This window comes from Pontixanthobacter luteolus (assembly GCF_009828095.1).
Lineage (GTDB): Bacteria > Pseudomonadota > Alphaproteobacteria > Sphingomonadales > Sphingomonadaceae > Pontixanthobacter > Pontixanthobacter luteolus.
Genome location: NZ_WTYP01000001.1, coordinates 902065 through 928223 on the forward strand (window position 1 = coordinate 902065; position 26159 = coordinate 928223).

At 58.1% G+C, this 26159-nt stretch carries 24 protein-coding genes, 1 tRNA gene and 1 pseudogene; 2 read left to right on the top strand and 24 right to left on the bottom strand.

The window, feature by feature from the left end; genetic code table 11:
• Window positions 1-57: 57 nt before the first annotated feature.
• The 9 genes from GRI43_RS13845 to GRI43_RS04320 are packed head-to-tail and all read right to left on the bottom strand — an operon-like array spanning window position 58 to window position 8261.
• Window positions 58-228, bottom strand: coding sequence for a hypothetical protein (locus GRI43_RS13845; protein ID WP_202391586.1), 171 nt, complete (start codon window positions 226-228; stop codon window positions 58-60).
• The gene (locus tag GRI43_RS04285; protein WP_160729830.1) at window positions 225-992 is read right to left on the bottom strand and encodes an MBL fold metallo-hydrolase; all 768 of its coding nucleotides are present in this window, start codon (window positions 990-992) and stop codon (window positions 225-227) included. Before GRI43_RS04285 ends, GRI43_RS13845 begins: the two co-directional genes overlap by 4 nt.
• Window positions 989-1765, bottom strand: a complete 777-nt coding sequence (locus GRI43_RS04290) for a TatD family hydrolase (protein WP_160729831.1) — start codon at window positions 1763-1765, stop codon at window positions 989-991. Before GRI43_RS04290 ends, GRI43_RS04285 begins: the two co-directional genes overlap by 4 nt.
• Complete coding sequence (gene metG, locus GRI43_RS04295; protein WP_160729832.1) at window positions 1765-3327, bottom strand: methionine--tRNA ligase; 1563 nt, start codon at window positions 3325-3327, stop codon at window positions 1765-1767. Before metG ends, GRI43_RS04290 begins: the two co-directional genes overlap by 1 nt.
• Entirely contained in the window at window positions 3320-4282 is a 963-nt protein-coding gene (locus GRI43_RS04300; RefSeq protein ID WP_160729833.1) for a DNA polymerase III subunit delta', read from the bottom strand. The genes metG and GRI43_RS04300 overlap by 8 nt, the downstream gene beginning before the upstream one ends.
• Window positions 4279-4917, bottom strand: coding sequence for a dTMP kinase (tmk, locus tag GRI43_RS04305; protein WP_160730631.1), 639 nt, complete (start codon window positions 4915-4917; stop codon window positions 4279-4281). Before tmk ends, GRI43_RS04300 begins: the two co-directional genes overlap by 4 nt.
• Window positions 4917-6089 (bottom strand): D-alanyl-D-alanine carboxypeptidase family protein, encoded by a 1173-nt coding sequence (locus tag GRI43_RS04310; RefSeq protein WP_235903603.1) that lies wholly within the window; start codon window positions 6087-6089, stop codon window positions 4917-4919. The genes tmk and GRI43_RS04310 overlap by 1 nt, the downstream gene beginning before the upstream one ends.
• A 32-nt stretch (window positions 6090-6121) precedes the next feature.
• Window positions 6122-7258 carry an SPOR domain-containing protein gene (locus GRI43_RS04315; RefSeq protein ID WP_160729834.1) on the bottom strand — a complete coding sequence of 379 codons (1137 nt, stop codon included), beginning with the start codon at window positions 7256-7258 and terminating at the stop codon, window positions 6122-6124.
• Entirely contained in the window at window positions 7242-8261 is a 1020-nt protein-coding gene (locus GRI43_RS04320) for a lytic murein transglycosylase (protein ID WP_160729835.1), read from the bottom strand. The genes GRI43_RS04315 and GRI43_RS04320 overlap by 17 nt, the downstream gene beginning before the upstream one ends.
• Before the next feature lie 159 nt (window positions 8262-8420).
• Here GRI43_RS04320 and GRI43_RS04325 point away from each other — a divergent pair.
• Window positions 8421-8510: transfer RNA gene (locus tag GRI43_RS04325), tRNA-Ser, on the top strand.
• Between the two features lie 12 nt (window positions 8511-8522).
• Here GRI43_RS04325 and GRI43_RS04330 read toward each other — a convergent pair.
• The 6 genes and pseudogenes from GRI43_RS04330 to GRI43_RS04355 form a co-directional block, all read right to left on the bottom strand.
• Window positions 8523-9263, bottom strand: a pseudogene (locus tag GRI43_RS04330) (sulfotransferase-like domain-containing protein).
• Window positions 9260-10174 (bottom strand): aminotransferase class IV, encoded by a 915-nt coding sequence (locus GRI43_RS04335; RefSeq protein ID WP_160729836.1) that lies wholly within the window; start codon window positions 10172-10174, stop codon window positions 9260-9262. Before GRI43_RS04335 ends, GRI43_RS04330 begins: the two are co-directional and overlap by 4 nt.
• A gap of 2 nt (window positions 10175-10176) precedes the next feature.
• On the bottom strand, window positions 10177-12042 hold the full coding sequence (locus GRI43_RS04340) for a cation:proton antiporter domain-containing protein (protein ID WP_160729837.1): 1866 nt from the start codon (window positions 12040-12042) through the stop codon (window positions 10177-10179).
• Window positions 12043-12095: 53 nt separating this feature from the next.
• The gene (gene lpdA / locus GRI43_RS04345) at window positions 12096-13505 is read right to left on the bottom strand and encodes a dihydrolipoyl dehydrogenase (protein WP_160729838.1); all 1410 of its coding nucleotides are present in this window, start codon (window positions 13503-13505) and stop codon (window positions 12096-12098) included.
• A gap of 27 nt (window positions 13506-13532) precedes the next feature.
• Window positions 13533-13955 (bottom strand): hypothetical protein, encoded by a 423-nt coding sequence (locus GRI43_RS04350; protein WP_160729839.1) that lies wholly within the window; start codon window positions 13953-13955, stop codon window positions 13533-13535.
• A gap of 3 nt (window positions 13956-13958) precedes the next feature.
• Window positions 13959-15260: a pyruvate dehydrogenase complex dihydrolipoamide acetyltransferase gene (locus GRI43_RS04355; protein ID WP_160729840.1), complete on the bottom strand. Its 1302-nt coding sequence runs from the start codon at window positions 15258-15260 to the stop codon at window positions 13959-13961.
• 133 nt (window positions 15261-15393) lie between these two features.
• On the opposite strand from GRI43_RS04355, the gene GRI43_RS04360 reads away from it, so the two are divergent.
• Window positions 15394-15849, top strand: coding sequence for a universal stress protein (locus GRI43_RS04360; RefSeq protein ID WP_160730633.1), 456 nt, complete (start codon window positions 15394-15396; stop codon window positions 15847-15849).
• A gap of 42 nt (window positions 15850-15891) precedes the next feature.
• Here the strand turns inward: GRI43_RS04360 and rnr are convergent, their stop codons facing one another.
• The 9 genes from rnr to GRI43_RS04405 form a co-directional block, all read right to left on the bottom strand.
• Window positions 15892-18192: a ribonuclease R gene (gene rnr / locus GRI43_RS04365; protein WP_160729841.1), complete on the bottom strand. Its 2301-nt coding sequence runs from the start codon at window positions 18190-18192 to the stop codon at window positions 15892-15894.
• 21 nt (window positions 18193-18213) lie between these two features.
• The gene (locus GRI43_RS04370; RefSeq protein WP_160729842.1) at window positions 18214-19587 is read right to left on the bottom strand and encodes a M20/M25/M40 family metallo-hydrolase; all 1374 of its coding nucleotides are present in this window, start codon (window positions 19585-19587) and stop codon (window positions 18214-18216) included.
• A 51-nt stretch (window positions 19588-19638) separates the two neighbouring features.
• The gene (locus GRI43_RS04375) at window positions 19639-20223 is read right to left on the bottom strand and encodes a DUF805 domain-containing protein (RefSeq protein WP_160729843.1); all 585 of its coding nucleotides are present in this window, start codon (window positions 20221-20223) and stop codon (window positions 19639-19641) included.
• An 18-nt stretch (window positions 20224-20241) separates the two neighbouring features.
• Window positions 20242-21783 carry a proline--tRNA ligase gene (gene proS, locus GRI43_RS04380; protein WP_160729844.1) on the bottom strand — a complete coding sequence of 514 codons (1542 nt, stop codon included), beginning with the start codon at window positions 21781-21783 and terminating at the stop codon, window positions 20242-20244.
• A gap of 44 nt (window positions 21784-21827) precedes the next feature.
• On the bottom strand, window positions 21828-22394 hold the full coding sequence (gene phaR / locus GRI43_RS04385; RefSeq protein WP_160729845.1) for a polyhydroxyalkanoate synthesis repressor PhaR: 567 nt from the start codon (window positions 22392-22394) through the stop codon (window positions 21828-21830).
• A 65-nt stretch (window positions 22395-22459) separates the two neighbouring features.
• A complete protein-coding gene (alr, locus tag GRI43_RS04390) occupies window positions 22460-23515 on the bottom strand; it encodes an alanine racemase (RefSeq protein ID WP_160729846.1) in 1056 nt (351 codons plus the stop codon).
• The gene (locus tag GRI43_RS04395; protein WP_160729847.1) at window positions 23508-25142 is read right to left on the bottom strand and encodes an MFS transporter; all 1635 of its coding nucleotides are present in this window, start codon (window positions 25140-25142) and stop codon (window positions 23508-23510) included. The genes alr and GRI43_RS04395 overlap by 8 nt, the downstream gene beginning before the upstream one ends.
• A 38-nt stretch (window positions 25143-25180) precedes the next feature.
• Complete coding sequence (locus GRI43_RS04400) at window positions 25181-25636, bottom strand: iron-sulfur cluster assembly scaffold protein (protein WP_160729848.1); 456 nt, start codon at window positions 25634-25636, stop codon at window positions 25181-25183.
• The gene (locus tag GRI43_RS04405; RefSeq protein ID WP_160729849.1) at window positions 25636-26154 is read right to left on the bottom strand and encodes a CvpA family protein; all 519 of its coding nucleotides are present in this window, start codon (window positions 26152-26154) and stop codon (window positions 25636-25638) included. Before GRI43_RS04405 ends, GRI43_RS04400 begins: the two co-directional genes overlap by 1 nt.
• Between the last annotated feature and the right edge of the window lie 5 nt (window positions 26155-26159).

Below are 26159 nucleotides of genomic sequence, written 5' to 3' on the forward strand. Positions count from 1 at the left end.
GATTGATAATATATATTATGTTAAATATAATTGTGGTTGAGCAAGAGATGAGCCCTCTCAGACATTCACCAGGTTGATCAGCAACGTCACAGCAACGAAGATCGATGCCCACATCAATGCGTACACCACTCCGCGCTTCCAACTCAAACGGTAGCCGGCGAGCGCGCTACCAGCCAAAACCAGCGCGCCAAGCACCCAGACGATGTTGATTGCATCGAATTCGTTCATGCCTTCAATTCCAGACCATCGAACCCGACAATCACATTATCAGGAACTTCGTTCTGCAAGCTTCTGTAATCCATCGATTTATCGAGATGACTGAGAACCGTGACGCCAGCGTTTGTTTGCTTGCCAAGTGAAATTGCCATCTCGAGATTGGCATGTGTCGGATGCGGATCCCGGCGCAGGCAATCCGACACGAGGATATCGGTGCCATCCATCAGATCCAGCATTTCGTCTGTGATCGCGCTGAAATCTGTGGCGTAACAGATTGATTTTCCGTCGGCTTCGAAACGGAACGCGGTCGATTGGGTTGGACCATGCGGCATCTGGCACCATTCGACGCCAAACCCGGCGCACATCCGCATTCGGTCAAGCGTGTCCAGTTCGCAGATGGTTGGATAGCCATGCTGTCCAGCGAAGACGTAGTCGAAACGCTGACGGAGGCGTCGGACCGTTTCTGTCGAACCAAAGCCGGGAATTGGCGCCTTGCGGCCATAACGCAGCACGCGCAGATCATCGATCCCGTGGCAGTGATCTGCGTGATCGTGAGTCCAGAATACCCCGTCGATACGGTCGATCCGGTTGCTCAGAAATTGCTGGCGCATATCTGTCGAAGTATCGACCACAAGCCTGCGGCCGTCATCGCTTTCAACCAAGATGGAAACCCGGGTCCGGCGGTTGCGCGGTTCGTCAGGGTCGCATGCGCCCCAATCGTTACCGATCCTTGGCACCCCCGTTGACGTGCCGGAGCCAAGCATCAGCAATTTCATGCAGCAGCCTTGCTGAACAGGCGGAAAAAATTCTCGGTTGTCGTTTTGGCGAGTTCATCCGTGCTGACGCCGCGCAGTTCAGCCACGAAGTCTGCGGTATTGCTTACAAATGCTGGCTCGCAAGTTTTTCCGCGGTGCGGAACCGGTGCCAGGAACGGGCTGTCTGTTTCTACAAGAATGCGGTCGCCAGGTAATTCTGCTGCGATTTCCCGCAGTTCCTTGGCGTTCTTGAAGGTGACAATGCCGGAAAGCGAAATTGTCAGGCCGAGATTCAGGACTTTGCGGCCGAAGTCTGCAGATGCGGTGAAGCAATGGATCAGGGCAGGGAATGCCCCCTTCCCCAGTTCATCTTCAAGAATGGCCAGCGTATCGTCTTCCGCATCACGCGTATGAATGATTACCGGAAGGCCGGTTTCACGCGCCACAGTGATGTGCTTGCGGAACAGGTCCTGTTGAACTTGCCGGTCGGACTTGTCGTAATAATAGTCGAGTCCGGTTTCACCGATCGCAATCACTTTGGGATGCTGAACTGCGCGGCGCAATTCGTCAGCGTCCATATCCGCGTGCTGATCTGCATTGTGCGGATGAATCCCAACGCTTGCCCAGACATCTTTCTCACGCGCGGCGGTTGCAACCACTTGCTCCCATTCGGCCTGTTTGGTCGAAATGTTGAGGAAACCGCCCACCCCGGCGCCGCGCGCACGTTCGAGCACGGCGTTCTGATCCTCGATCAACCCCTCATACTCCAGGTGACAATGGCTATCGATGAGCATTATTCGGCCTCCTGCTCCGGCATATCGAGACGAGGGAATACGCCCTCCGGCTTCTCCAGAATGAAGCCAGATTGCGCCAGCGACGCGTACCATTCATCATTCGTCAGTGCCGCGTAGTCGCGCTGGTCTGCAGCGATGCCCATCTGGTCGAGCAATCGGTCGCTGGCAGCAGGTACAACAGGCCGGACCGTAATGGCCAGATCGCGCACCTGTTTGAAGAGCGTGAGCAATACCGCTTTCATCCGGTCAGGATCGGTTTTCTTCAAAGTCCACGGCGCTTGTTCATCGACATATTGATTGCACGCAAAAACGGCCTTCATCCAGTGGTCCAGACCGTCACTGAACGCCAGATTCTCGAATTTTTCCTGCAGTGTTTCGCAAGCGGCTTTGACTTCACTGGTCAGCGCGTTGTCTGCATCAGTTTCCGCGAAATCGGCTTCAATATGCCCATCTATATTCTTGAAAATCATGGATAATGTGCGCTGCGCGAGGTTTCCAAAGCTGTTTGCAAGCTCTGCATTGCAGCGTGTGACGATTGCCTCGGCTGAATAGCTGCCATCCTGACCAAAGGCGACTTCGCGCATGAGGAAATAGCGCAGCGTATCGACGCCGAATTGGTCCGCCAGCGCCATCGGGTCGGTGACATTGCCGAGCGTCTTCGATTCCTTGACGCCGCGATTGAGCAGGAATCCGTGGCCGAACACCTTCTTTGGCAGCGGCAAATCCGCGCTCATCAAAAAAGCGGGCCAGTAAATCGTGTGAAAGCGGACGATGTCCTTGCCAATCAGGTGCAGGTCTGCCGGCCAGAATTTGGCCATATCACCGTCCATGTCGGGATATCCCAGCCCTGTCAGGTAATTGGTCAGTGCATCGACCCACACATACATGACGTGGCCGTTACTGCCGGGGACTTTCACGCCCCAATCGAAACTGGTGCGCGAAACCGACAGATCCTTTAGCCCGCCCGACACGAATGAAATCATTTCGTTCCGGCGGCTGTCCGGCATCAGGAATTCCGGGCTGTCATTGAACAGCTTGAGCAGTGCATCCTGATAATTTGAAAGGCGGAAGAACCAGCTTTCCTCGACTGTCCATTCAACAGGCGTGCCTTGCGGGGAGAGCTTCTCGCCCCCCTCGCCTTCGACCAGCTCCTTCTCGTCGTAATATGCCTCGTCACGGACGGAATACCATCCTTCGTAGCGATCGAGGTAAAGGTCACCCTTCTTTTCCATCGCCTGCCAGATCGCCTGGCTGGCGCGGTGATGATCGTCCTCTACGGTACGGATAAACCGGTCATAACTGATGTTCAGGCCGTCACACATGTCGCGGAAATATCCTGACATTTCGTCGGCCAGTTCGCGTGCGGTCCGGCCTTGCTCTTCAGCTTTGCGGGCCATCTTCAGGCCGTGTTCGTCGGTTCCGGTCTGGAAGCGGACTTCACGGCCTTGCGAGCGCTGGAAACGCGCAATGACATCGGCTGCGATCGCTTCGTAAGCGTGGCCGATATGCGGACGGCCATTGGGATAGCTGATCGCGGTGGTGATATAAAATGGTTCAGACATTGGCCCGCTCCCTAAGCGGCGCGGCAGAGGCAAGCAAGGTCCCGATTTCAGCCACCAGCAACGCGGCATCGAAATTGTATGTCGGCGCCTGCCCCGAAAGCCTGACAAGTTCCGCATGAGCCTCCACCACGGCGGGATAATCGCGTGGAGATATATCACTGATGGAACCGGCGATCACCGACCGGGCCAGATCGATCGTCGCCAGAATACGTTCCCGTTTGGGCCGGGCGCCGATCAGTTCTGACATCCGGCCGCGCAGAGCAAAGGCGGGGTCACCTTCGGCGATAATCTGCTGCATGAGCGCGAATAGCTTACCCAAGTCGCGTTCAACGAAATCGAGCGCTGCCCCCGGCGATCCGCCCGCGGCGATCACCGCTGCTTTCTGCGTTGCCTCGTCAGCCTCTGGCGCTTCTCTCCGCAGCAATTGCTCGAGATCGGCATCGGACACGGTCGGAAAGCGGACAATCCGGCAGCGTGAGCGTATGGTCGGAAGCAGGCGCGCGGGACGGTGCGTGACCAGTACGAAGAATGTTCCAGCCGGCGGTTCCTCGAGGCTCTTCAACAAGGCGTTCGATGCGCCCTTCTCCATGTCATCGGCCGGATCGACGATCACCACACGGCGCGAACCTAGCGTAGGGCGCGTGGTGAGCCTTTGCTGCATCGCTCGGATCTGCCCGACAGTAATGTTGCGCTTGGTTTCGAAAGGTTCGCCCTTCTCCCGCTTGCGATCTTCCTTGTCGTCCTTCGGACCCCGCATCAGGATGGTGATATCGGGATGATGCCCTTCTGGCTGCGGAATGCCGGGTTCAGCGACAAGTTCGCGCGCCGCAGCCAGCGCGAATTGCATTTTGCCCAGACCGCTCTTGCCAGCCAGCATCCACGCGTGATGCATCCGCTCGCCGCCCATTGCATCGCGCCATTCGCGCCAGGCCTTATCGTGGCCGATCAGGCTCATGCCAACTCGCCAAACAAGGGTGCAATCGCTGCTTTAACCCGGGATTGCACATCGTCTACCGAGCCCTCGCCATTGACGATGCTGAACCGCGCAGGCTCCTTAGCCGCAATCTCTCGGAAGGCGGCGGTCACATCTGCGTGATAATCTGCGCTCCGCCCGCCAATCGCATCTGAATTGTCACCATCGCGCAGTGCCAGTCGCGATGTGACCTGCTGCGGCGGAACATCGATCAGGATGGTCAGGTCCGGCTTGAGCCCGTCACTGCCGATGTCGTGCAGGGCCAGAACATTATCATCGCCGATGCCGCCAGCCCCGCCCTGATAGGCGCGACTTGAATCGAGATACCGGTCAGAAATAACCCATTCGCCGGATTGGACAGCAGGCCGAATAAGCTTCTCAACATGGTCGGAACGGGCCGCAGCAAAAAGCAGCGCTTCAGCGCGGGGCCCCCACCCCTCGCCCGGAGGATGAAGGAGCAGCTCGCGAATGGCCTCCGCCCCTTCCGTGCCGCCCGGCTCACGGGTCAATCTGCACGCTATCCCCCGACCGTGCAGATATTCGGCGAGAAGCTTCGCCTGGGTGGATTTTCCAGTCCCCTCTCCGCCCTCAAAAGCAATGAACTTACCCGTCATGATCAGAACCAGCTTTCGAACGCATTTGAAATTCTCGTGAAATGCCCGGCTTCAGCGACATCTTCTGCCGCGTATAACTCAATGTTTGCGGGCGGCATATTCCCACCTGAAATTGTCAGCCGAGCGACCCGTTCACCAGACCTGATCGGAGCCTCCAGCGGTCCATCGTATAGGACTGAGACAACCCGGGGCGCAGTGTCACCAATCGGCACGGCGATGCTGACATCGGCCGCAGTTTTCAGCCCGACCAGGCTCGCTTCGCCATTCTGGACCTGCGCCCGTGCGATCGTTTGGCCGGCGGTGAAAACAGACTGCCTGTCATAGCCTGCAAACCCCCATTCGATCATCTGCCGGGCTGCGTTTCCTCTGGTGGGCTCATCATCCACCGCCGCGAGCACGAGGATAAGGCGTGCGCCTTCCCGTGCAGCGCTGCCGAGAAATCCATTGCCCGCCTGATTGGTGTACCCGGTCTTGATCCCGTCTGCACCGTCTACCCGGCCCGAAATCGGATCGTGATTTGCCTGCGCGAAGCCGTTGTGCCGAAGGCCCTCTTTCCCGAAATAGCGGGCATAGAGGTCGGGATGCCGCGATATCATCGCCTTTGCCAATAATTCGAGATCGCGCGCCGTCGTGAAGGTCTTGCCCCCATCCGGCCAGCCGTTGGGCGTGCCAAAGTGGCTGTTGCGCATGCCAAGGCTGGCAGCAGTTTCATTCATTCGGTTGACCCATTGATCAACCGAGCCGGCTGCGCCTTCCGCGAGAACCGCGCTGGCGTCATTGGCTGATACCGAAGTGATTCCCTTGATCAACAAATCGACTTCGACAGCTTCTCCTTCTTCGAGAAACATGGTGGACCCGGTACGGTACCAGTCGGTCGCGACAGCCGGGCTCATCGTGAATTGTTGACGCAGATCGAGTTCGCCGGACTTAATCATCTCGAACGCAACATATGCGCTCATCACCTTGGTGATTGACGCAGGGATAAACCGCCGGTCTTCGTTCTTGGCAAACAGCGTCTGACCTGACGTCATATCGACCAGCAGAGCTACCGGGGCTTCCTCTGCGACCACCGCAGCGGCATTGGCCGGCTTCTGGTCCGCCTGCGACGCCACTGCTGCACTACCGCCAACGAGCCCGGCCGTTGCAGCAATCGCAATTTTGAAATGAGGTGTCAAAGCCTGTCCCGTCCGCCGGACGGATCCGGCATCTATCCCGTGGTGTAAACGCGTGCGTCTCTATAACCTGCGTCCCGCACCTTTGCGAGCGCCGCTTCAGCCTGTCCACGATTGGCGAACGGCCCTTTGCGAACACGGAAGTACTTGCCTGACTTCTGCACGAAACCGTCGATTGAACTTGCTGCGCGGTCGGCGTTCGCTTTGCTTGAAAACGCCGCTGCCTGGATCACAAAACCATCGGTTGCAGATTGGCTGGCGCTAGGCTGCTGGGGCGTTGCCACCTGAACCGTCGCAGGGGCCTCAGCCTTTGTGGCACCTTGCTGCACTGGAGGAGAAAGTTCCGCTGCTCCTGATGCTGCTGAGCTTGCAATGGGAGGAAGCGGGTAGGCGCCAACGGCTTTGCGGTCGCCGCGGAATGCATCGGCAAAGGTCTCTTTTGCAGCAGGTGCAGCCGCATCAACTGTCGGCGCGTCAGCCGCGGCAGGCGCTGCTTCTCGCATTGCAGGCAGGTCTGCACTTGGCGGTATCGCGGACTTGCCGAGGTTATTCGAAGCAAGGGCCGGACCTGTTTTAGGCGCTGACAGGCTGGTGAAGCCCTTGGCCGGCAGGTTGCGAACCAAAGCCGTCAGAAGCGATTTCGGTGTGTCCATTCGGTCAGGTGCGGTTTCGCCGGAGCGTAGCTTCGCACGTTCCGCTTCAGGCGGATTGACGCGGCGTACACGGACCGGGGCCCCCTGTGCGACACCAAGCTGAGTGGCGGCGCCTGCAGACAATGCGACCAGATAGTCGTTGCTCATCGGACCGCGCCGTTCAGCCCGCGCAAGTATTGTCTTGCCGGTATCCAGCGACGTTACCTCGACATAGCTCGGCAGCGGCAGGGTTTTGTGTGCGATGGAAACGGCATTCCCCGCATCGCTATCGAGCGAGGCGTAGCCAACCTCGTCATGGTTAAGCGTATCGACGGGAGTGTAGAGTGTGCCGTCGATGGAATAAGGTTCGCCCAGCACGACTGGGTAATCCGCAGCCGGACCAGACTGCGCCAATACGGCCGGCGTATCGCCGGTGGACGTCATGGCGGCAAAATCATTTCCCCCGCGGCCACAGGCCGCCAGCGTGGCGGTTAGGCCAAGCGCCAGGAAACGGTAACGGACATCAGTTGGCAATCTCATCTGCAAGCAATCCCACACTCATCGCGTAGTAATTCGAGCAGTTATATTCGAGGATAACCCTATAATTTGCGGTTAAGAGCCATGCAGGATTTCCGTCTCCATCCGGTTGGAAGAAGGATGCCATGACATCATCGGCCAGATATTTTTGCGGCTGAACACCCAATTGCCGCCACTCTCCCACCGTTTTCCACTGGCTGTGCCGCTCGTGAACGCGGGGGCAGACAGGGGCGATGATCTTGTTCTCAATCGCCGTACGGTCGAGGTTCGCAGGTACCGACACGCGGACACCCCATGGTTGACCAGTACGCCAGCCGGAATCCTTGAAATAACGGGCAATCGAAGCGAGCGTATCAGCGCGGTTATTGAAGATGTCAGCGCGGCCATCCCCATCGCCATCGGTGGCAAGGCGCAGATAGACGCTTGGCAAGAACTGCGGGTTTCCAAACGCCCCAGCCCAGCTTCCGACCAGTTCGGAACGCGAATACCCCTTGTCGGCGACCTTCAGCAAATCCACCCATTCGGATGAAAACAGATCCCGTCGGCGCCCTTCCCAGGCAAGTGTCGCCAATGAGCGGGAAAGATCGAAATTGCCCTTGTAGCCGCCGTAATTGGTTTCATGTCCCCAGATCGCCATCAAAATTTCCGCAGGGACGCCGTATTGCTGTTCGATCCGCTGATGAATGCCCCGCGTGGCAGCAAACATGCTTTTGCCTCGCTGGATGCGCGTCGGATTGACGTGGGTGTTCAAGTAAGGCTGCAATGCCGGATAACCGCTTCTCGTGGGCGTGCCTGGCTGAGCCTGATCAAGCTGGATCACACGCTGATTCGGAGTAAGACCGGTGGTCATCCGAGTGATCGTCGCTTCGCTGACACCTTCGGCCCTCGCCCGTGCGATCAACAATTGCATATACGCATCGAAGGACATGTCCTGCGCGGTGGCGGGCGAAATTGGCGACATGGTCATAAGCGCGGCACACGCGGCGAAAATTGTTTTTAGTTTCATGCAAACAACCGTGTCACACCAATTATGAACCGCAAGTGGAAATCGCTGAGTATGAACGTAAATCCGATAATTTGTGCCGGATCATGCGAACCATGGCGGTGCTGGACGTCAATTGCTGGTGACAAATGCGGCGCGGATGGCTAGCGAGCGATTCTCTGCGGACAGGTGGCAGAGTGGTTGAATGCACCGGTCTTGAAAACCGGCGTGCGTGCAAGCGTACCGTGGGTTCGAATCCCACCCTGTCCGCCATTTTTCCCTTAGCTATTCCGGCAAAATCGCGTGTTCGCGCATGGCCTCGTAATACGGTCGGCAACGATCTGCGAGTTCCGCAGTTGCGCCGCTGAGTTCTGGCCGTTTGCCTGGAGGTGGCCCGAACCCTCTAGAGGCAGCAACCTTATCGTACCAGTGCGAGGCCCATATCCCGTCGGTTTCCTGTATTCCTGGCTGCCAGCGCAGCATCTCAGCGCTCCATGGAATGCCAATCCTTTCGCATAGTGCCTCAAGGTGTCCGGCCGGGTTTGCAAGGAAGGCGGTTTAATCGATTACCGCAGGAACGCTGCCGGTCTGGCTCCGTGCCCGTTCGAAATATTCAAGCTGACGATCATACCTCAGATCATCAAATTTTACCGCGACCCGTTTCACAGCATAGCTCGCGATAACCCGCTCGGGCTCGCGGATCAGAAAGGCGTGCACATGATCTGGAAAATCCCGAATATCGACCGGGCCGACCATGTGATGCGGCATATGCTTCTGATACCAGATCGCCGCGCCTCCCGGTGCCGGGCCGCGCATGGTGGCCGCGACTTCATCCCAGTCGCAATTCATATCGGCGATAATTTCGTCCGCCATAGGCTGCGGTTCGCCAGAGTCTTTCAGATATGCGCCATAAAATGGCTCATCGGATACCGAACAATTGGACCGCGCACCGAAGCTGCGCATCATGGCGGTCGAGATGTTGCGCGGCCCCGACCACATCGCAATGCGAATGGGACGCGCTGTCATGAGCGGGCCTCTTTGCTCAGCCGTTCAAGATACAGGCCCTGCAGCCTTTCAACCATTGGCCCGCGCTCCGTCCCCAACACGCGGCCATCAACCATGCCGACTGGCGCGAGCCCGGCGAAGGTGCCGGTGGTGAACGCTTCATCGGCGCCGTAAACGTCGATCAGGGAGAAGTTGCGTTCAAACACAGGAATACCTGCCTCGCGCGCGATTTCGATGACCATGCCGCGGGTAATCCCGTCGAGGCAGTAATCACCGCTTGAAGTCCAAACCTCATCATTCTTGACGATGAAGAAGTGCGTTGAATTACACGTCGCCACGAAACCATGCGGATCGAGCATCAACGCCTCGTCCGCGCCGGCCTGAGTCGCTTGTATGCACGCTGTGATGCAGTTGAGCTTGCTGTGGCTGTTCAGTTTCGGATCCTGCACATCGGGATAACCCCGCCGGACGTGCACCGTAAACAGGTTCAACATATTGGTCGCGGTTTCGGGAACGGGATCCTTCCACTCAGGAATTATCACGATCGTTGCGGGCGAAATAACCACGCGCGGGTCCTGATAGGGCGTCGAGCGGATGCCCCGGGTCACCATCAGCCGGATGTGCACCCCGTCGCCGGTCATGCCGTTCGCGTGCAGCACGTTTTCCAGCCGCTGCGTCAGTTCCGCTTTGGTCAGCCCGATATCCATCGCGATGGCCTTCGCGCCGCGATAAAGCCGCTCCAGATGCTGGTCCAGAAACGCGATCCGGCCCTTGTGAAGCCGCAGCCCTTCCCAGACGCCATCGCCGAGCATGAAGCCGCTGTCGAACACCGACACCTTCGCCTCGTGCCTGGCGAAGTGTTCGCCATTTACATCGATGATGACCGTATCGTTGCGCGGATCGGCCACATAGCTGTGCGTTCCCTTACCCATAATCAGCGGCCTCTCTTGATAATTTCGTCCATCTGTTCGCGCAGGATAGGGTCCCACTTGGCTTTGAAGCCCTTCATCATTTCAAGCATCGGCTCGTTTTCTGACCAAGGAATATCTGCATCGTATAGCTCAGCAACTTCCTGCATCGAGCTACGATCCATTTCTTCGAATGCCTCGGTCATGGCGACCGCTTGCTGCCGGTCCATTCCAAGCGCCTCGAAAGCCGAACGTCCCATGCGGAGCGAGGCATCGTAGGTTTCACGGATGATGTCCCGGCACCCATAGGACCAGAGTTCGTAAACATGGCCGCGGTCCACCGCCCGCGCCGTGATATGCAGATGGGGGAAATTCTTGACCGCATATTTCACCAGTTTGTCGATCTGTTCGCGCTCGTCCAGCGCGACCACCAGCAGCTTTGCGTTCTCGATACCCGCTGCGTGCAATAGATCAGGCCGGGTCGCATCGCCGAAATAGGTCCGGTATCCCAGCTTCCGAACGGCTTCGAGATGGCTCGAATCGTAATCGATCACGGTGGTTGCAAACCCTGCGGATTGCAGCATTCGGTCAACGATGCCGCCCACGCGCCCACGCCCGGCTATGATGACTGAGTTGTCTTCATCGATGAAGTCTGCCTCTCGCTCTCCGCCTTTTGAAAAAGCGGGTGCGATGAATTTGTCATAAATGATAAACAGCAGCGGTGTGACTAGCATGGTGAGCGCAACGACCAGCAGCAGCAGATCGGCCAGCTCGCTATCAAACACGAAATTCGCGACCGCGAAAGCGATCAGGACAAATGCGAATTCACCGGCCTGCGCAAGGCTGAGCGAGAAAAGCCATCTTGATTGGCGCCGCAGGCCGGCAATGCTGGCAATACCTAGAAGCACCAGCACCTTTACCGCGATCACGATTGCTGCCCAGAACAGGACCTCGTCATACTTTTCAGCAGCCAGGCCGAAATCTATTCCTGCACCCACGGTGACGAAGAAAAGCCCGAGCAAGAGACCTTTGAACGGTGCGACATCTGATTCCAGTTCATGCCGGTATTCGCTGTTTGCCAGCACCACCCCGGCAAGGAATGTTCCGAGCGCCGGGGACAGGCCGACAAACGTCATCATCAAGGCTATACCGATCACGAAGACCAGTCCTGCCGCAGTGAACAATTCGCGCAGCTGGGCGCTGGCGATGAAACGGAAGATCGGACGGGTCAGGTAGTTTCCGATAACCGCCACTGCTGCAACGGCGGCCAAGGTCACGATCCCGGCGAGCCATGCGGGCATGTTCTGCGTCACCGTCCAGCCGGCGCCGTGTGCGCCGTCACCGTGGCCAGCAATCTGCGATGTCGCCGCTGCGAGTTCCGGTACTGCGAGTAACGGAATGATCGCAAGGAACGGAATTACCGCAACGTCCTGAAACAGGAGAACGGAGAAGCTGGCTTCCCCACCTTCGCTTTTTAAAAGGCCTTTTTCCGACAAGGTCTGGATGATGATCGCGGTTGAGGAAAGCGACAAAACCATGCCGATCCCAAGTGCGGTTTGCCACGGTTGACCATCGAACATTGCAATGGCGGCCAGGGCGAGCAGAGTAAGGAGCACCTGCCCTCCACCCAAGCCGAGCAAGCGCCCGCGCATTGCCCAAAGCTTCTTGGGTTCCAGTTCCAGCCCCACAAGGAACAGCATCATGACCACGCCGAATTCGGCGAACACCTGTAGCTGCTCGATATTGACGTTCATGGCGATCAGAAGCGGGCTGATGGCCATGCCTGCCAGCAGATACCCCAGTACGCTGCCCAGACCGAGGCGTGACGCAATCGGCACTGCGATCACACCGGCAACCAGAATTGTGAACGCAATGACGAGGAAATCAGTCATCGCTGCTGACTAGTCCCGCGCGTTTGAATTGGCCAGCACCGATAGGGTGCTGGTCAAATGTGGAGCGCTTTACCGTAGGCGGCCAAAACGCTTTCGTGCATCATTTCGCTCAATGTCGGGTGTGGGAATACGGTCTGCATCAACTCTGCTTCCGTCGTTTCGAGCTGTTTGCCCACGGTATAGCCCTGGATTAGTTCGGTCACTTCCGCGCCGATCATGTGGGCGCCCAGCAATTCGCCGGTTTTTGCGTCAAACACCGTTTTGATAAAGCCTTCAGCTTCGCCAAGCGCGATGGCCTTGCCATTCCCGATGAACGGGAAGTTTCCGACCTTGACGGAATAGCCAGCTTCCTTGGCCTTGGCCTCTGTCATGCCAACGCTCGCAATTTGCGGGTGGCAATAGGTGCATCCCGGAATGTTGTTCCGGTCGAGAGCGTGCGGGTGGACATCCTTGTTGCCGAGTTCCTGCGCAATTGCCTCCGCCGCGGTAACGCCTTCGTGACTTGCCTTGTGCGCCAGCCATGGGCCGGGGGTGCAATCGCCGATTGCCCAAAGCCCTTTCGATTTCGTGCGGCCATACGGGTCGATCTGGATGAAACCCCGATCCATATCGGCCAGCTTGTCGATCCCGATATTTTCGGTGTTCGGGACAATCCCGATGGCGACAATCGCGTGAGTAAACTCGGTTTCGGTAACCTTGCCGTCCTTGGCCTTGATCTTGGCTTTCACACCAGTCTTGCCGACCTTGATGTCTTCCACCCCGGCACCGGTCATGATCGTCATGCCCTGCTTGGTCAGCGATTTTTCGAGGAAGGCGGAAACTTCGGCGTCTTCCACCGGAACAACCCGGTCGAGCATTTCCACGACGGTAACGTCGCTGCCCATGTCATTGTAAAAACTGGCGAACTCAATTCCGATCGCGCCGCTGCCAATGACCAGCAGTTTCTTCGGCATCTCAGGTGGGGTCATCGCTGTGCGGTAGGTCCACACCCGTTCGCCATCGGCGGGCGCAAACGGCAGGTCGCGGGCACGTGCACCGGTCGCCACGATGATGTGTTTCGCGGTGAGCTTTTCCTCGCCCTTGTCGCCTTTGACCGTCAACGATTTCGCGCCGGTCAAAGTGCCCTCGCCCATGTGGACGGTGATCTTGTTCTTCTTCATCAGGTGCGTAACGCCCTGATTGAGCTGTTTTGCGACACCCCGGCTGCGTTTCACGACAGCTTCCAGATCAGCCTCGATCCCTTGCGCTTTCAGGCCGTAATCCTTGGCGTTCTGCATATAGTGGAAAATCTCTGCCGATCGCAGCAGCGCCTTGGTCGGGATGCAGCCCCAGTTCAGGCAGATGCCCCCGAGATTTTCGCGTTCCACAATCGCGGTCTTGAGGCCGAGCTGTGCGCAGCGGATCGCGGCAACATACCCACCGGGGCCGGAGCCAAGAACGATTACGTCGTAAGAGGAAGCCATAGATACTCCGTTGTGAACTGCGCAGAATTATCCGGCGACGAGTTCGATATATTTCGCTTCGACCCAGCCATACTGGCACGGTCCGTTATACGGTTCAGGTGTCGGCAAAGCGGCACTGACGCGGCAATCACCCAGATCCTGATTATCGGGCATTGGGTACACGATGCCCTGCCAGCCTTCATCGGCCTCGCACAGCCAGACCAACGTAGAAAGCGGCAGCTTGTCCTTCACCGGGGCTACTTCGTTGGCGTCGGTATAGACGCGCATGAAATCACCCTTCTTCGCTTCGAACAGGGCAATTCTGCCGATACCGGGACACGCGTCGGTTGCCGGCCCCTCCAGCCCGATAAATGGTGCGCGGCCCTCGTCAGCGTTCCGATCAGCCTGGGCCCCGCCGGGAACCATAACTGAAAGCGATGCAGCAATGGCAAGCAACGCGGTCCCACTCATTGATCAGGCCACCAGCCCGAGCGGTTTTTCAACCAGATTCTTGAACGCCTGCATGAACCTGGCGCCATCGGCCCCGTCAATTGCGCGGTGGTCAAAACTGCCGGTTGCGCTCATCACTGTCGCGACGGCCAGCGCGCCGTCCACAACATGAGGACGCTTCTCGCCTGCACCAACCGCCAGAATCATAGCCTGCGGGGGATTGATCACTGCGTCGAACTGCTTGATCCCGAACATGCCGAGATTGGACAGGCTCGCCGTGCCGCCCTGATATTCGTGAGGCTGCAATTTGCCCTCTCGTGCCTTTTCCGCGAGTTCCTTCATCTCGACCGAGATTGATGAAATGGACTTGCTTCCGGCATCAGTGATGATCGGTGTGATCAGCCCCGAAGGGGCGGCAACGGCAACGGAAATATCGGCGCGGGAATATGTGCGCAGCACATCGCCGCCAAAGCTCACATTGCATTTGGGGACCCGCATCAGCGCCTTTGCCTGCGCTTTGATCAGCAAGTCGTTCACCGACAATTTGATCCCTTCAGCCTCAAGCGCGGCATTCAGTTCGCTGCGCAATTTGAGTAGCGCGTCGAGTTGAATGTCGACCGTGAGATAGATGTGAGGGATGCTCTGCTTCGCCTCTGTCAGGCGGCGCGCAATGACCTTGCGCACATTGTTCAGCTTCTCGTCCTCGAACGGAATGCCGAAGTCTGGCAGCTCGGCTGCATCGGCCTTCGCAGCCGGCGATGGCGCTGCTGCGACGGAACCAGCAGCAGCCTGGGAAGGCTGAGCATTCTCGACATCGGCTTTGACAATCCGGCCATTGGGTCCGCTGCCCGGAATAGAGTTGAGGTCCAGCCCGCGTTGTTCGGCGATCCTCTTGGCTAGCGGTGATGCGATGACCCTATCACCACCCTGCTTCTTTTCGGCAGGAGGCGCGGATTGCGCGGGCTTGCTGTCAGCGGAAGGAGAAGGTTCTGGAGCCGTTATTTCCTCGGCTTTTTCCGCCGGTTTCTCGGAGTCTTTCTTCGGCGCGGCATCGGCCGCAGCCTTGGCGTCTTCGGCGCTCTCGCCTTCTTCGGCGAGAATCGCGATCACCGTGCCAACCTGAACGTTTTCGGTCCCTTCCTGGACCTTGATGCTGACGATCGTACCTTCATCGACGGCCTCGAATTCCATCGTTGCCTTGTCGGTTTCGATCTCCGCCATGATATCGCCTGCGCCTACGGTATCGCCTTCCTTGACGAGCCATTTTGCGAGCGTTCCCTCCTCCATGGTGGGTGAGAGGGCGGGCATCTTGATTTCTGTGGGCATAAAGTCCGGATTTTCCTGTTTTGGCCTGCCTGTCTTCTCTGGCCAATTTGGCGCTTTCGGGCAAGGTTCTTGCGCCGAATACGTTTTCATCGGATACCGCATCGGACAGGGACGAACCGACAAGGGAGCGATGATGCGGGTTTATCTGGTGATTATGGACGATACGGACGAGGCACGCAAAGCACTGCGTTTCGCGTCAAGGCGAGCCATGGCCAGCGGAGATTCTGTGCATATTCTGGCACTGGTGCCAAAGCAGAACTTCAATGCATTCGGTTCCGTTCAGGCCACCATCGAACAGGAGGCGCGCGACCGAACCGAGGTCATCGCCAGCAGCGCGGCGGGCAACCTGTTTTCCGAAAGCGGCAAAATGCCGACCATTTCAGTCAAGATTGGCGATGGTCAGGCGGTAATCCGCGAATATCTGGAAGAACATCCCGAAGTGGCCGCACTGGTCCTTGGCGCAGCGGCAGAGGGTTCTCCCGGCCCCCTGATTTCCCACTTTGCGAACCATTCGGGTAGCCTGCCCTGCCCGCTCTATATCGTGCCCGGCACCTTTACCAACGAACAGATCGACAAGCTGGCCGCCTGATTTTCGCGCTGCTGAGCCAGCAATAGAGCAAGCCGAGGCTGGCTATTTCTTGCGGCCCTTGCCCTGATGGCGGATGTTTTTGGGACGCCCGCGTTGTCCCTGTTTGAAGTTCTGTTTCCCCTTACCGCCGGGTTTTCCTTTCGACCGATAATCAGGGCGCGTTCCTCGTGCCTCGATCGGGTTGCCGTCAGAGTCGAGCGGAACGAATTTCAGCGCTCCGGTCAGGGGGTTCGCCTCCCCAAGTTTCAGTTTCAGCCTGTCTCCGGTTGAATAGCTTGTGCCCGACCGTTCGCCCGTCAGAGATTGGGACGTTTCGTCATACCGGAAGTAATCCGAACCGAGCGTCGACACAGGCACAAGACCATCGCCGCCAAGCCCTTCGATCGTTGCGAAGAACCCGAACGATTGCACCCCGGTGATGCGCGTGTCGAATGTTTCGCCGACGCGGCCTGAAAGCCATGCGGCCACGTAACGATCAATGGTATCGCGTTCAGCCTCCATCGCCCTGCGTTCTGTCTGGCTGATCGCATCGCTGATCTTGCCCAGATCCTCGCGGTCTTTGTCGGCCAGTCCCGATGTTGGCGGCAGTTTTCCTTGGGGTTTGGGCTGCTCAAGCTTGAATGCATCGACCAGTGCGCGGTGCACCAGAAGATCGGCATACCGCCGGATCGGCGATGTGAAATGCGCATACGATCCAAGCGACAATCCGAAATGGCCGGCATTTGCCGGGCCGTAATAGGCCTGAGTCTGGGTTCGCAGCACGGCTTCCATCACCTGCGCTTTTTCGGATTCGTCCGTCACATCCTTGAGCATGCGATTGAACAAGCCGGGTGTGATAACCTGCCCAAGCGCCAGCTTCTTGCCAAAGGTTTCAAGATATTCGCGCAGTGCGACCAGCTTCTCCCGGCTTGGGGGTTCATGAACGCGGTAAACGACCGGTGCGGTCTTGCTTTCAAGCGACTTGGCCGCCGCGACGTTGGCAGCGATCATGAAATCTTCGACTACGCGGTGCGCGTCCAGACGTTCACGAACGGCGATTTCTTCAATCTTACCCTGATCGTTGAGGACCACACGCCGTTCGGGGAGTTCCAGTTCCAGTGGATCGCGCGCCGAGCGGGCATCGGCCAGCAGCTTCCAGCATCCCCACAGGTTCCGGAGGTTCTCGGAAGCCTCGTCTTCGTCGATCCTGCGCTGGGCTTCTTCATAGGCAACGACTTCGGCTATTCGAACGATAGCGCGGGTGAAGCGGAATGAGCTGACCTTGCCCGTTTCAGAAACATGGATGTGGCACGCCATTGCGGCACGGTCTTCGCCTTGCCGCAACGAGCAGACATCGGCGCTGAGAATCTCGGGCAGCATCGGCACAACGCGGTCGGGGAAATAGACGGAATTGCCGCGTTTGCGCGCTTCCCTGTCCAGAGCGCCGCCCGGCCTGACGTAATAGCTCACATCCGCGATGGCGATCAGGGCGTTGTAGCCGCCTTTGCCATCGGGTTCCGCCCAGATGGCATCGTCATGATCGCGTGCGTCGGAGGGGTCGATGGCGACGATCGGCAGATCGCGCAAATCCTCGCGCTTGTCCCGGTCGAGCGGGAGCTTCGCTGCCAGCTCTGCTTCTGTCAGGGTTTCTTCAGGAAAGACATTCGGAATGCCGTGCTTCGATATGGCAATCAGGCTGAAGCTTTTGGGTGCGAGCGGATCGCCCAGAATCTCGACAACCTTCACCCCGGCGCGCGGGGATTTTCCAGCCGGCTCGGCTAGTACCAGCTGGCCTTCCTCTGCACCGCCGAGATCGGCAATCGGGGATGAATTCCGCACCCGTTTATCGACAGGGGAGAGCCACCCCTTGCCTGAACCGTCTAATTCGACGACGCCCATCAACCCATCGGTCTTGGCGGGGAGTTTCTTCATCATATGGGCACGCCACCCGTTTCCTGCCTCTTCGGTGCGCGCCAGGATCCGGTCGCCAATCCGCAGTGCGGCGTGGCGATTTTTGCCCTTCTTGTCTTCGACAATGCGAACACGCGGCGGGGTGGCCCCTTCTTCGGCCTCCCAATTGTCGGGTATCGCAAAGGCCTCCCCATCTTCGACTTCCATCACACGCAGAACGGTGACTTTCGGAACGCCGCCCATACGGTGATATGCGGTACGCTTGCCGTCAATCAGCCCTTCTTCCGCCATATCCTTCAGGAGCTTCTTGAGGGCGATCTTTTCCTGCCCCTTCAACCCGAAGGCTTTGCCGATTTCACGCTTTCCAACCACCCTGTCGGAAGTCTGGATGAATTCGAGAATCTGCTCTCTGGTGGGGAGTCCGTGCTGTGTCTTGTGAGCGGGTTTGGCCATAGGCGGCCTATGGACCTGCGCTTACTCGGTGTCACCCTCTTCCTGAGGAATTGGAGCATAGGAACCCGCTGGCACTGCGCTTGCGATAGGGCTGCTATGACCGCCTGCGGTTGACGAGCTGACGCCGAATATCCAGTCATCGCCGCGCACGCCTTCCAGTCTGGCGCTCGTCGCTACCGCGTTTTCGATCACGGGTTCCTCACGCCAATACGGTTCATCGGGGCGGCGCTGCCAGATGGTATAGCTGAAGGCCCCTTCCACGGGTTCCCACTCGATTTCCGTAAATGTGCGCACTGCGGCCTGAGCGACCGGAGCCGGCGGCATCGGGGCCATGGCCAATTTGTCCAAGGCGCGCACATTCAACTGCGCCGCCTTTGCAAGATAGGCGAAATCCATCTCATCGGGCGTATCGCCGTAGGTTATGCCGTCTTCCACACGAAGGTCCTGATGCTGATGTTCGTAATCTTCCACAGCGACTGAAAAACGGATGGCCGGATACCCTTTTTCCAGAAATGGAATCTGATCGCCGCCGCGGCCCATGCGGTCGGTCCGCCAGATTTGCCGCACATCAAGGCCGTTTGCGTTGTCTTCTGCCAGGCCATCGAGCCAGCGGGAGAGGTTCCTGCTGGGGCTGTCGTTTTCACCGCCATTGCGGCGCTGCGCGGCACGGATTGTATCGGTCAGATCGGCGCGCGGACCCTCCGAGAACACACGGATGTGATCGGCATCGCAGTATCCGTCCGAACCGCAGCTTCCGCCAACGATGTCGTTGTTCAGCACGGCCTTTACAGTCCAGCCCTGTTCTTCTGCGTAATCTGCCATCAACTGGCCGCCATAGAGCCCCTGTTCTTCGCCCGAGAGCAAGGCATAGACGATCGTCGTGGGATACTGGCGCTGCGACAGGACACGGGCCGCCTCGATCGCGACGGCGGTGCCCGATGCGTCGTCATTTGCACCCGGTGCATCGCTGGTGAAATCGAAAGCGTCCGTTGCCCGGCTGTCAATATGACCTTGTACGATCACGACTTCGTTCGGGCGTTCGGTCCCGCGCTGGATCGCGACCACATTGACCAGCCTCGTTGGTTCGGGAATCCGGCGGCCTTGGACCATTCGCTCAGGTAATACGATCTCAAGGCAGCCGCCGCACGCCTCGCTTGCCTTGCGAAATTCGCCTTCGCCCCACTTACGCGCGGCGCCGATACCGCGTTCCGGGTTATCTTGTTCAGAAAGGGTATGCCGCGTCCCGAAACCGACCAACGAATATACGTCCGATTTCAGACGTTCCTGGGAAACACCCTCACCGGCATCATCTGCAATTTCATCAGCGAGGTGATGATCAGCGGCGGCGGGAGTGGCGAAGGCCGCAGCGGCGGCGAGCAATGGAATGTAACGCATCCTGCCTACATCCACACAAGCACACCGAATGGCAACCCTGTCGCTGCTGCCTCAGCCCTCCAGGTTTGGTTCGCCGTACTGGTTTTCGCTGCGCTGGGTTTTCAGGAAGCCGATCACCAGCACGATGATGACCACCAGCCAACCGATCAGGTCTTGTGCGATCATACCCGTCTGGACCTCAGGTGATTGGCCGGCCATCTGGGCATCGACGGCCGCACGCATGGTCGCCTCCAAACCGTCCAGCTGTCGGTATGCAAAGAACATCCACACCAATTGCAGACCAAGCGGTATTGCAAGCAAGAGGCCGGGTAGCCCGGTGTCATGCGCCCGCCTCACGAAAGCTGCTGACAGCAGGACGGTATTGAGCAGCGCGATCCCGAGACTGATCCATACCAGCGTGCCCGCAAAATCTATCATGTGGTTCATGATCGCGGTTTCAGCCGTGCTGTTGTCACCTGTCTTGGCCGCTTCGATCCCGGCATCCATCGCCGCCATGATCGTAGGGATACTCGCGGCGAGATAAAGAACCAGGTTCAGGATCACCACGAAAAGGAAATAGCTCAGAAACCGCTTCCGTCCGTCTCGCCCGTTAAAGTTCGTCAGATTCTTGAGGCTATAACCAATTGCACCCGCCATCAGATCGATCCTTTCGGCTTAATACGCTTTTGCAACATAAATCCGCTCGATAGCGGGCTGTCCAGTGAATATGCATGTGCCGTCAACTGGCTCGCCATTCATCGGAACATTGCGAATTGTGAGCTTCAGCGCCTTCAGTTGCTCGACCACGGCTTCCAAGTCATCCCCGGTCGGTTTGGACCATTGAACTTCGGCCCAGCCAGGCTGAGCTTTGTCTTCCGCATAGAATTCGGAGAGCTGTTCCATGGTCGTGATACCGCGCTCGATATTGCGGTCACGCCGTTCCTGCGCCTCGTTAAACAGTGACGCCTGGATTTCTTCGAGCAGCGAGGGAATCTGTTCGGCGGCCGCCATCTTTTCAGGCGAGTGGAAATCAGGCTTTCCGCTGTCCGCCCATAGCGCATCACGGCGCAGCATACTGACGACACCGCCCTCCATGTCGCGGCCGCCAACCTCGATGATCACAGGGGCACCTTTGCGCACCCAGTCCCAGCGCTTTGCCGCAGCCTTGCCCGGCTTTTTGTCAAGCAGCACGCGCAAGCGTTCGCCAAATGCCGTCTTTTGAGCCAATGCCGCGCGGAGCTCTTCGCAATAAGCGAGAAGCGCCTCGTCCTCGGGCTTGTCACGCAGCATCGGCAGAATCACCACCTGCCATGGCGCGATAGTTGGCGGGACGCGCAGTCCGTCATCATCGCCATGGGTCATGATTACCCCGCCAATCATACGGGTTGAAACACCCCAACTCGTGGTGTGGCAAAGCTGCTGGCCGCCTTCTTTGTCCTGATACCGGATGCCGGCCGCTTCGGAGAAGTTCGTACCCAGATAGTGCGAAGTGCCTGCCTGCAACGCCTTGCCATCCTGCATCATGGCTTCGATCGACCAGGTCTCGACGGCACCGGGGAAACGTTCGTTCTCCGGCTTTTCGCCAGCGATAACCGGCAAGGCGAGGTCTTCTTCAGCGCATGCGCGGTAAACTTCGAGCATCCGCAGCGTGTGTTCTTTCGCTTCAGCTTCGTCGGCATGGGCGGTATGACCTTCCTGCCACAGGAACTCGCTTGTCCGCAGGAACATACGGGTCCGCATTTCCCAGCGAACGACATTGGCCCACTGGTTGGTAAGCAGTGGCAGATCGCGCCAGCTCTGGATCCAGCGCGCCATTGCGTCGCCGATGATCGTTTCGGAAGTCGGGCGCACGACCAGAGGCTCTTCCAGCTTAGCCTCTGGGTCGGGAATAAGTTTGCCTGAACCATCGGCGATCAGACGGTGATGCGTGACAACGGCCATTTCCTTGGCGAAACCATCAACGTGCTCTGCCTCACGCTCGAAATTGGAGAGCGGAATGAAAATCGGGAAATAGCAGTTGTCGTGACCGGTATCCTTGATCCGCTGGTCGAGCAGGCGCTGGATTCGCTCCCAGATACCGTAACCCCACGGCTTTATTACCATGCAGCCGCGAACGCCCGATTCCTCGGCCATATCTGCAGCGGAAATGACTTCCTGATACCATTGCGCGAAGTCGTCGGAGCGCTTCACGGTCAAAGCGTGGCGGATGTTGGACACAGTTCGAATATTCCTGACTTGTAAAAATGCTGCGAATGGTGAGCTTACTTGCTCAGCTCATCCAGTTTCTTTTGCATGGCCGCCATCTGCTGGCGCAGATCGTCGATCTCTGCATTTTCGCCGGCTGCACCTGCATCAGCGCCCGGTTTGGTTTCGCCTTTTGCGCCGGGCAGAATTGCTTCGCCCACTGCGCGCATCACAGCCATGTTGGTTTCATGAATTTTAGCGAGCGGGTTGCTGCCCAGACCTCCCCGAAAAGCTTCTTGAATCTTTGCCTGATTATCGCGAAAATTCTTCATGCTGGCTTCGAGATACTGCGGCATCATCGACTGCATCGAATTGCCATACATTGCGATGAGATCGCGCAGAAAGCTTACTGGAAGCATCTGCTTCCCGCTCGATTCCTCGTCCATGATGATCTGTGTCAGGATCGAGTGCGTGATATCATCGCCGCTCTTGGCGTCGACAACTTCGAATTCGATGTTCTCCCGTGTCATCTTCGCAAGATCATCAAGCGTGATGTAGCTGGACGATGCGGTGTTGTAGAGACGGCGGTTGGCGTATTTCTTGATGGTAACCTTGTCACCATTTTGCGCTTCGCGCTTGGCCATGGACAATTCCCGTATGTTGCAATGCATGCTGCATTAGCAGCCGCAGCATGTGCAGTGCAACATTGCTATGCCGGTTTTGATTGGCGGTCGTAACGTTTCCCAAGCGTCGTGAGTAATTCATATTGTGAAAGCCCGCTCGTGCGTGCCGCATCTGGTAGGTGATATGGCACATCCAGCCAATCGCCCTCTTTCAGATCCGGCGCCGCGCCAAGATCGACGACCACCATATCCATCGAGACTTTGCCCAGCAGCGGGAGCATTCGGCCATTGGAAGACAGCGCTCCCCGTGCGCCCCAGCTTCGCAGGAAACCGTCGGCGTAACCCAGCGATACTATGCCCGCCAGCATATCGCGCCTGGCTGTGTATTCGCCGTTATATCCGACCCGGTCCCCGGCAGCCAGTTTGCGCAATTGCATAATTGCTGCCTGCGGGAAGGCAACTTGCTGGATCGCTTCGGCCAGTTCGGGCCTCGGCACCCCGCCATACAACGAAAGACCGGGGCGAGTAATATCGAAAGCATAATCTGCCCCCAACGCGATCCCTGCACTGTTCGCCAGACTGCGTCTGCGCGGCGAAAATTTGGCTGAGGCTTGCCGGAACAGGCCCAGCTGGGCTGCATTGGCCGCGCTGTCCTCATCCGCCGATGAGAGGTGCGACATCAGCGTTTCGATCTGGAGTTCTTGCAGAACCGGCTCAGCGATATCGGCCATTGCCACGCCCAGCCTGTTGATGCCGGTATCGATCATCAAGTCACAGATACCGCCCCCGCCGTCCAGCCAGCGCTTCGCCTGCGGCAGGCTGTTGATCACCGGGCGCACCCCGGTGGCGATCGCGAACGCTACGTGTTCATCCGTCAGCGGGCCGTGAAGAACCGACAATTCAGTTGGCTTGACGAGTGGAGCTACCTTTGCTGCTTCACCCCAGTGCGCGACATAAAAATCGGCACAGCCAGCTTCTCGCAGTGCTGGCACGGCGAATTCCACACCCAGACCGTAGGCGTTTGCCTTAACAGCAGCACCGGCAACGGCGCCGCCCGACAACCCGGACAGCGTGCGCCAGTTCGCTGCAATCGCCCCCTCGTCAAGCAGCAGCCGTAGAGATGATGGCGGCAGGTCAGCCATTGTCGTCGAAGTCGCGCGGCGGGCCGCTCGGCAGGCCCCACCATGCTACCACAACACCGAAGGCGACAACGGCCCACGTATACCAAAGTCCCGCGTATACATCGCCTGTACGCGCCACGATAAATCCGGCAATCAAGGGCAGGAACCCGCCCAGATATCCAGCGCCAATATGATAGGGTATCGACATTGAACTGTACCGGATCTTCGGAGGAAACATTTCCGACAGAAGCGCCGCAACAGAGCCGTAGGTCAACGCCGAAAGCAGGCCGAGCACCAGAAGAAGCCCGATAATGCCCAGTATGCTGGTGAACGGCGGGGTCTGCTTGGAAAAGTCGAAACCTTCATTCGAAAGCGCGTCCTGAAGCCCATCGCGTCGGCTCGCGCCGTCAGTAAGCCAATCGTCGCCAAAAACGACAGGTGTGCCGCCAACCGTCACCCCAAGAGTATCGGATTCCTCGATTGTGTAGGATACGCCGCTTGCAGTCAGAGTTTCCAGAACCTGACCGCATGAGGTCTGCGTCCGGTCGAACAGATCGGCAAACGGGTCGGTCACGCACTGGGTGCCGCTAACTACGACTGGACGGGCCTTTGCCGATTCTGCGAGGCCAGGATTTGCCAAATTGCCCATCGCCCAGAAAATGGGAAACAGTGTGACGAGGGTCAGCAAGGCCCCAATGATGATAGGCTTCTTCCGCCCCACCCTGTCGGACCATTTGCCCACCACAACGTAAAACGCCATCGACACTATGCCGGCAATCAGCAGGATGATTTCGACAAGGCTGTCCTCAACCCGCATCGGTCCGCGTAGGAATGAAAGGCCCGAGAAGAAAGCTGTGTACCAGATCGTGGTCAGAACCCCGGTAACGCCGAACAGTGCCACGAAAATGCGCTTCTTGTTTCCCGGATAGGTAAAGCTTTCGACAAACGGATTGCCTGCAGTTTCTCCAGCTTCTTTCATCGCTTTGAAGACAGGGCTCTCATTCAGTTTGAGCCGCATCCACAGTGAAATACCGAGAAGCACAATCGACAGCAGGAACGGTACGCGCCAGCCCCAATCGAGGAATGCCTGTTCGGGGATTAGCACCCGGCACGCGATTACAACTGCGATACTGAGAACGAATCCGCCCGCAACACTCGCCTGGATGAAGCTGGTGAAGTACCCGCGCTTGTCTGCGTCGGCGTGTTCGGCGACGTAGATTGCGGCGCCGCCATATTCGCCGCCCAGAGCGAGGCCCTGCAGCACGCGCAGCAAGATAACGATTATGGGTGCCGCTATCCCGATGCTCGCAGCGCTAGGGATCAAGCCGACGCCCGCGGTCGCGATACCCATCAGCGTCACCGTGACAAGAAAGGTATATTTGCGGCCCAGTTTGTCGCCAAGGTAACCGAACAAAATTGCGCCAACCGGCCTGAAACCGAAGCCGATTGCGAATGTCGCCCAGACCAAAAGAATTTCGAGCGTTTCGTTACCACTCGGGAAAAAGGTCGGGCCGATGATGTAGAACAGCGTGCCGTAGATGAAGAAATCATACCATTCGAAGATCGTCCCTGCGGACGAAGCCCCGATGACGAGCTTGATTTCCTTCTGCGATGGTTCGCGCTCTACTGTTGCAGACGTACCGGTCATGGCGTCCTGATCCTCCCCGAAATTCTTATGAGGCGGCTCTAGCCCGCGTGGGTTGGGTTGGAAAGCGCCAGACGGGCGGCTCTCCACGGCAAACGGATTGCATCGTGCCTGCCGGGAAACTCCTGTGCAGCCGTAAGAAACGCAATTCCCGGCCAGTCAGGCATCTCGCCTGATCGAGTCAGCCATGCTCGCAATGCGGCGTCTGCAGCATCTAAATCTCCAGCGGCTTTTCCCTCGGCTCCGAGAGCGAATATTGCCGCCGCCGCTTGACCCACCGCGCACGCAGTTACGGCCATTCCGACAGCGGCAATCTCACCAGATGCGTTTGTTCTAAGTGCGATATCGAGCGTGCTGCCGCAGCTGCGTGACCGCGCGCTGGCTTTTGCGGCGGCGTCATCAATGTACGGATAATTTGCCAGCTCGGTCGCGAGAGAAAGGATTTCGCGGGAGTACAGCTTTCCGGCTGCGGGCGCAGAACCCGTGGCTGAATCCATCAACTTTCGGATTGCTCGCTGCGCAGCCGTGCGCGGCGGCTCTCGATCATCTGAACGAGGGTATCAGCGCTGGCGTTGACCACCGGATAGGTTCTGGCGCTGACAATCCATGCCGGCCGTCCGGCCACGCCCCAGGCGGTGTCATATCCAAGAACCAGCAGCGAGAACGCAATAACGACGATCAGAGCGCCCTTTATCGCCCCGAATCCGAAGCCGAGCACACGGTCGATCGGTCCAAGGATGGATGAGCGCGATGCCTCCCCAACCCGGCCAGCAATCAGCTTCATCGCGGCATAAGGGATCAGCAACAGCAGGGCGAAGGCGAGAACCGCAGTCGGTGTCCCGGGCGCGATATACTCCTTCAGCGCGTCATACAGAGGCGTATGCAGGTAATGGATTGCGAAAATCGCGAGCATCCAGGCCGCAAGAGAGAGCACCTCCTGCACCAGTCCGCGCAGAAAACCGCCAATAGCGGCGACGCCCACGATGATGAGCACGATGAGATCAAAGCTGTTCATTACGG

Bases quoted from the DNA above. Each gene is read 5' to 3' on its own strand.
- GRI43_RS13845 (WP_202391586.1), bottom strand. From the start codon at position 228: ATGAACGAATTCGATGCAATCAACATCGTCTGGGTGCTTGGCGCGCTG.
- GRI43_RS04285 (WP_160729830.1), bottom strand. From the start codon at position 992: ATGAAATTGCTGATGCTTGGCTCCGGCACGTCAACGGGGGTGCCAAGG.
- GRI43_RS04290 (WP_160729831.1), bottom strand. From the start codon at position 1,765: ATGCTCATCGATAGCCATTGTCACCTGGAGTATGAGGGGTTGATCGAG.
- metG (WP_160729832.1), bottom strand. From the start codon at position 3,327: ATGTCTGAACCATTTTATATCACCACCGCGATCAGCTATCCCAATGGC.
- GRI43_RS04300 (WP_160729833.1), bottom strand. From the start codon at position 4,282: ATGAGCCTGATCGGCCACGATAAGGCCTGGCGCGAATGGCGCGATGCA.
- GRI43_RS04315 (WP_160729834.1), bottom strand. From the start codon at position 7,258: ATGAGATTGCCAACTGATGTCCGTTACCGTTTCCTGGCGCTTGGCCTA.
- GRI43_RS04320 (WP_160729835.1), bottom strand. From the start codon at position 8,261: ATGAAACTAAAAACAATTTTCGCCGCGTGTGCCGCGCTTATGACCATG.
- GRI43_RS04335 (WP_160729836.1), bottom strand. From the start codon at position 10,174: ATGGGTAAGGGAACGCACAGCTATGTGGCCGATCCGCGCAACGATACG.
- GRI43_RS04340 (WP_160729837.1), bottom strand. From the start codon at position 12,042: ATGACTGATTTCCTCGTCATTGCGTTCACAATTCTGGTTGCCGGTGTG.
- lpdA (WP_160729838.1), bottom strand. From the start codon at position 13,505: ATGGCTTCCTCTTACGACGTAATCGTTCTTGGCTCCGGCCCCGGTGGG.
- GRI43_RS04350 (WP_160729839.1), bottom strand. From the start codon at position 13,955: ATGAGTGGGACCGCGTTGCTTGCCATTGCTGCATCGCTTTCAGTTATG.
- GRI43_RS04355 (WP_160729840.1), bottom strand. From the start codon at position 15,260: ATGCCCACAGAAATCAAGATGCCCGCCCTCTCACCCACCATGGAGGAG.
- GRI43_RS04360 (WP_160730633.1), top strand. From the start codon at position 15,394: ATGCGGGTTTATCTGGTGATTATGGACGATACGGACGAGGCACGCAAA.
- rnr (WP_160729841.1), bottom strand. From the start codon at position 18,192: ATGGCCAAACCCGCTCACAAGACACAGCACGGACTCCCCACCAGAGAG.
- GRI43_RS04370 (WP_160729842.1), bottom strand. From the start codon at position 19,587: ATGCGTTACATTCCATTGCTCGCCGCCGCTGCGGCCTTCGCCACTCCC.
- GRI43_RS04375 (WP_160729843.1), bottom strand. From the start codon at position 20,223: ATGGCGGGTGCAATTGGTTATAGCCTCAAGAATCTGACGAACTTTAAC.
- phaR (WP_160729845.1), bottom strand. From the start codon at position 22,394: ATGGCCAAGCGCGAAGCGCAAAATGGTGACAAGGTTACCATCAAGAAA.
- alr (WP_160729846.1), bottom strand. From the start codon at position 23,515: ATGGCTGACCTGCCGCCATCATCTCTACGGCTGCTGCTTGACGAGGGG.
- GRI43_RS04395 (WP_160729847.1), bottom strand. From the start codon at position 25,142: ATGACCGGTACGTCTGCAACAGTAGAGCGCGAACCATCGCAGAAGGAA.
- GRI43_RS04400 (WP_160729848.1), bottom strand. From the start codon at position 25,636: ATGGATTCAGCCACGGGTTCTGCGCCCGCAGCCGGAAAGCTGTACTCC.
- GRI43_RS04405 (WP_160729849.1), bottom strand. From the start codon at position 26,154: ATGAACAGCTTTGATCTCATCGTGCTCATCATCGTGGGCGTCGCCGCT.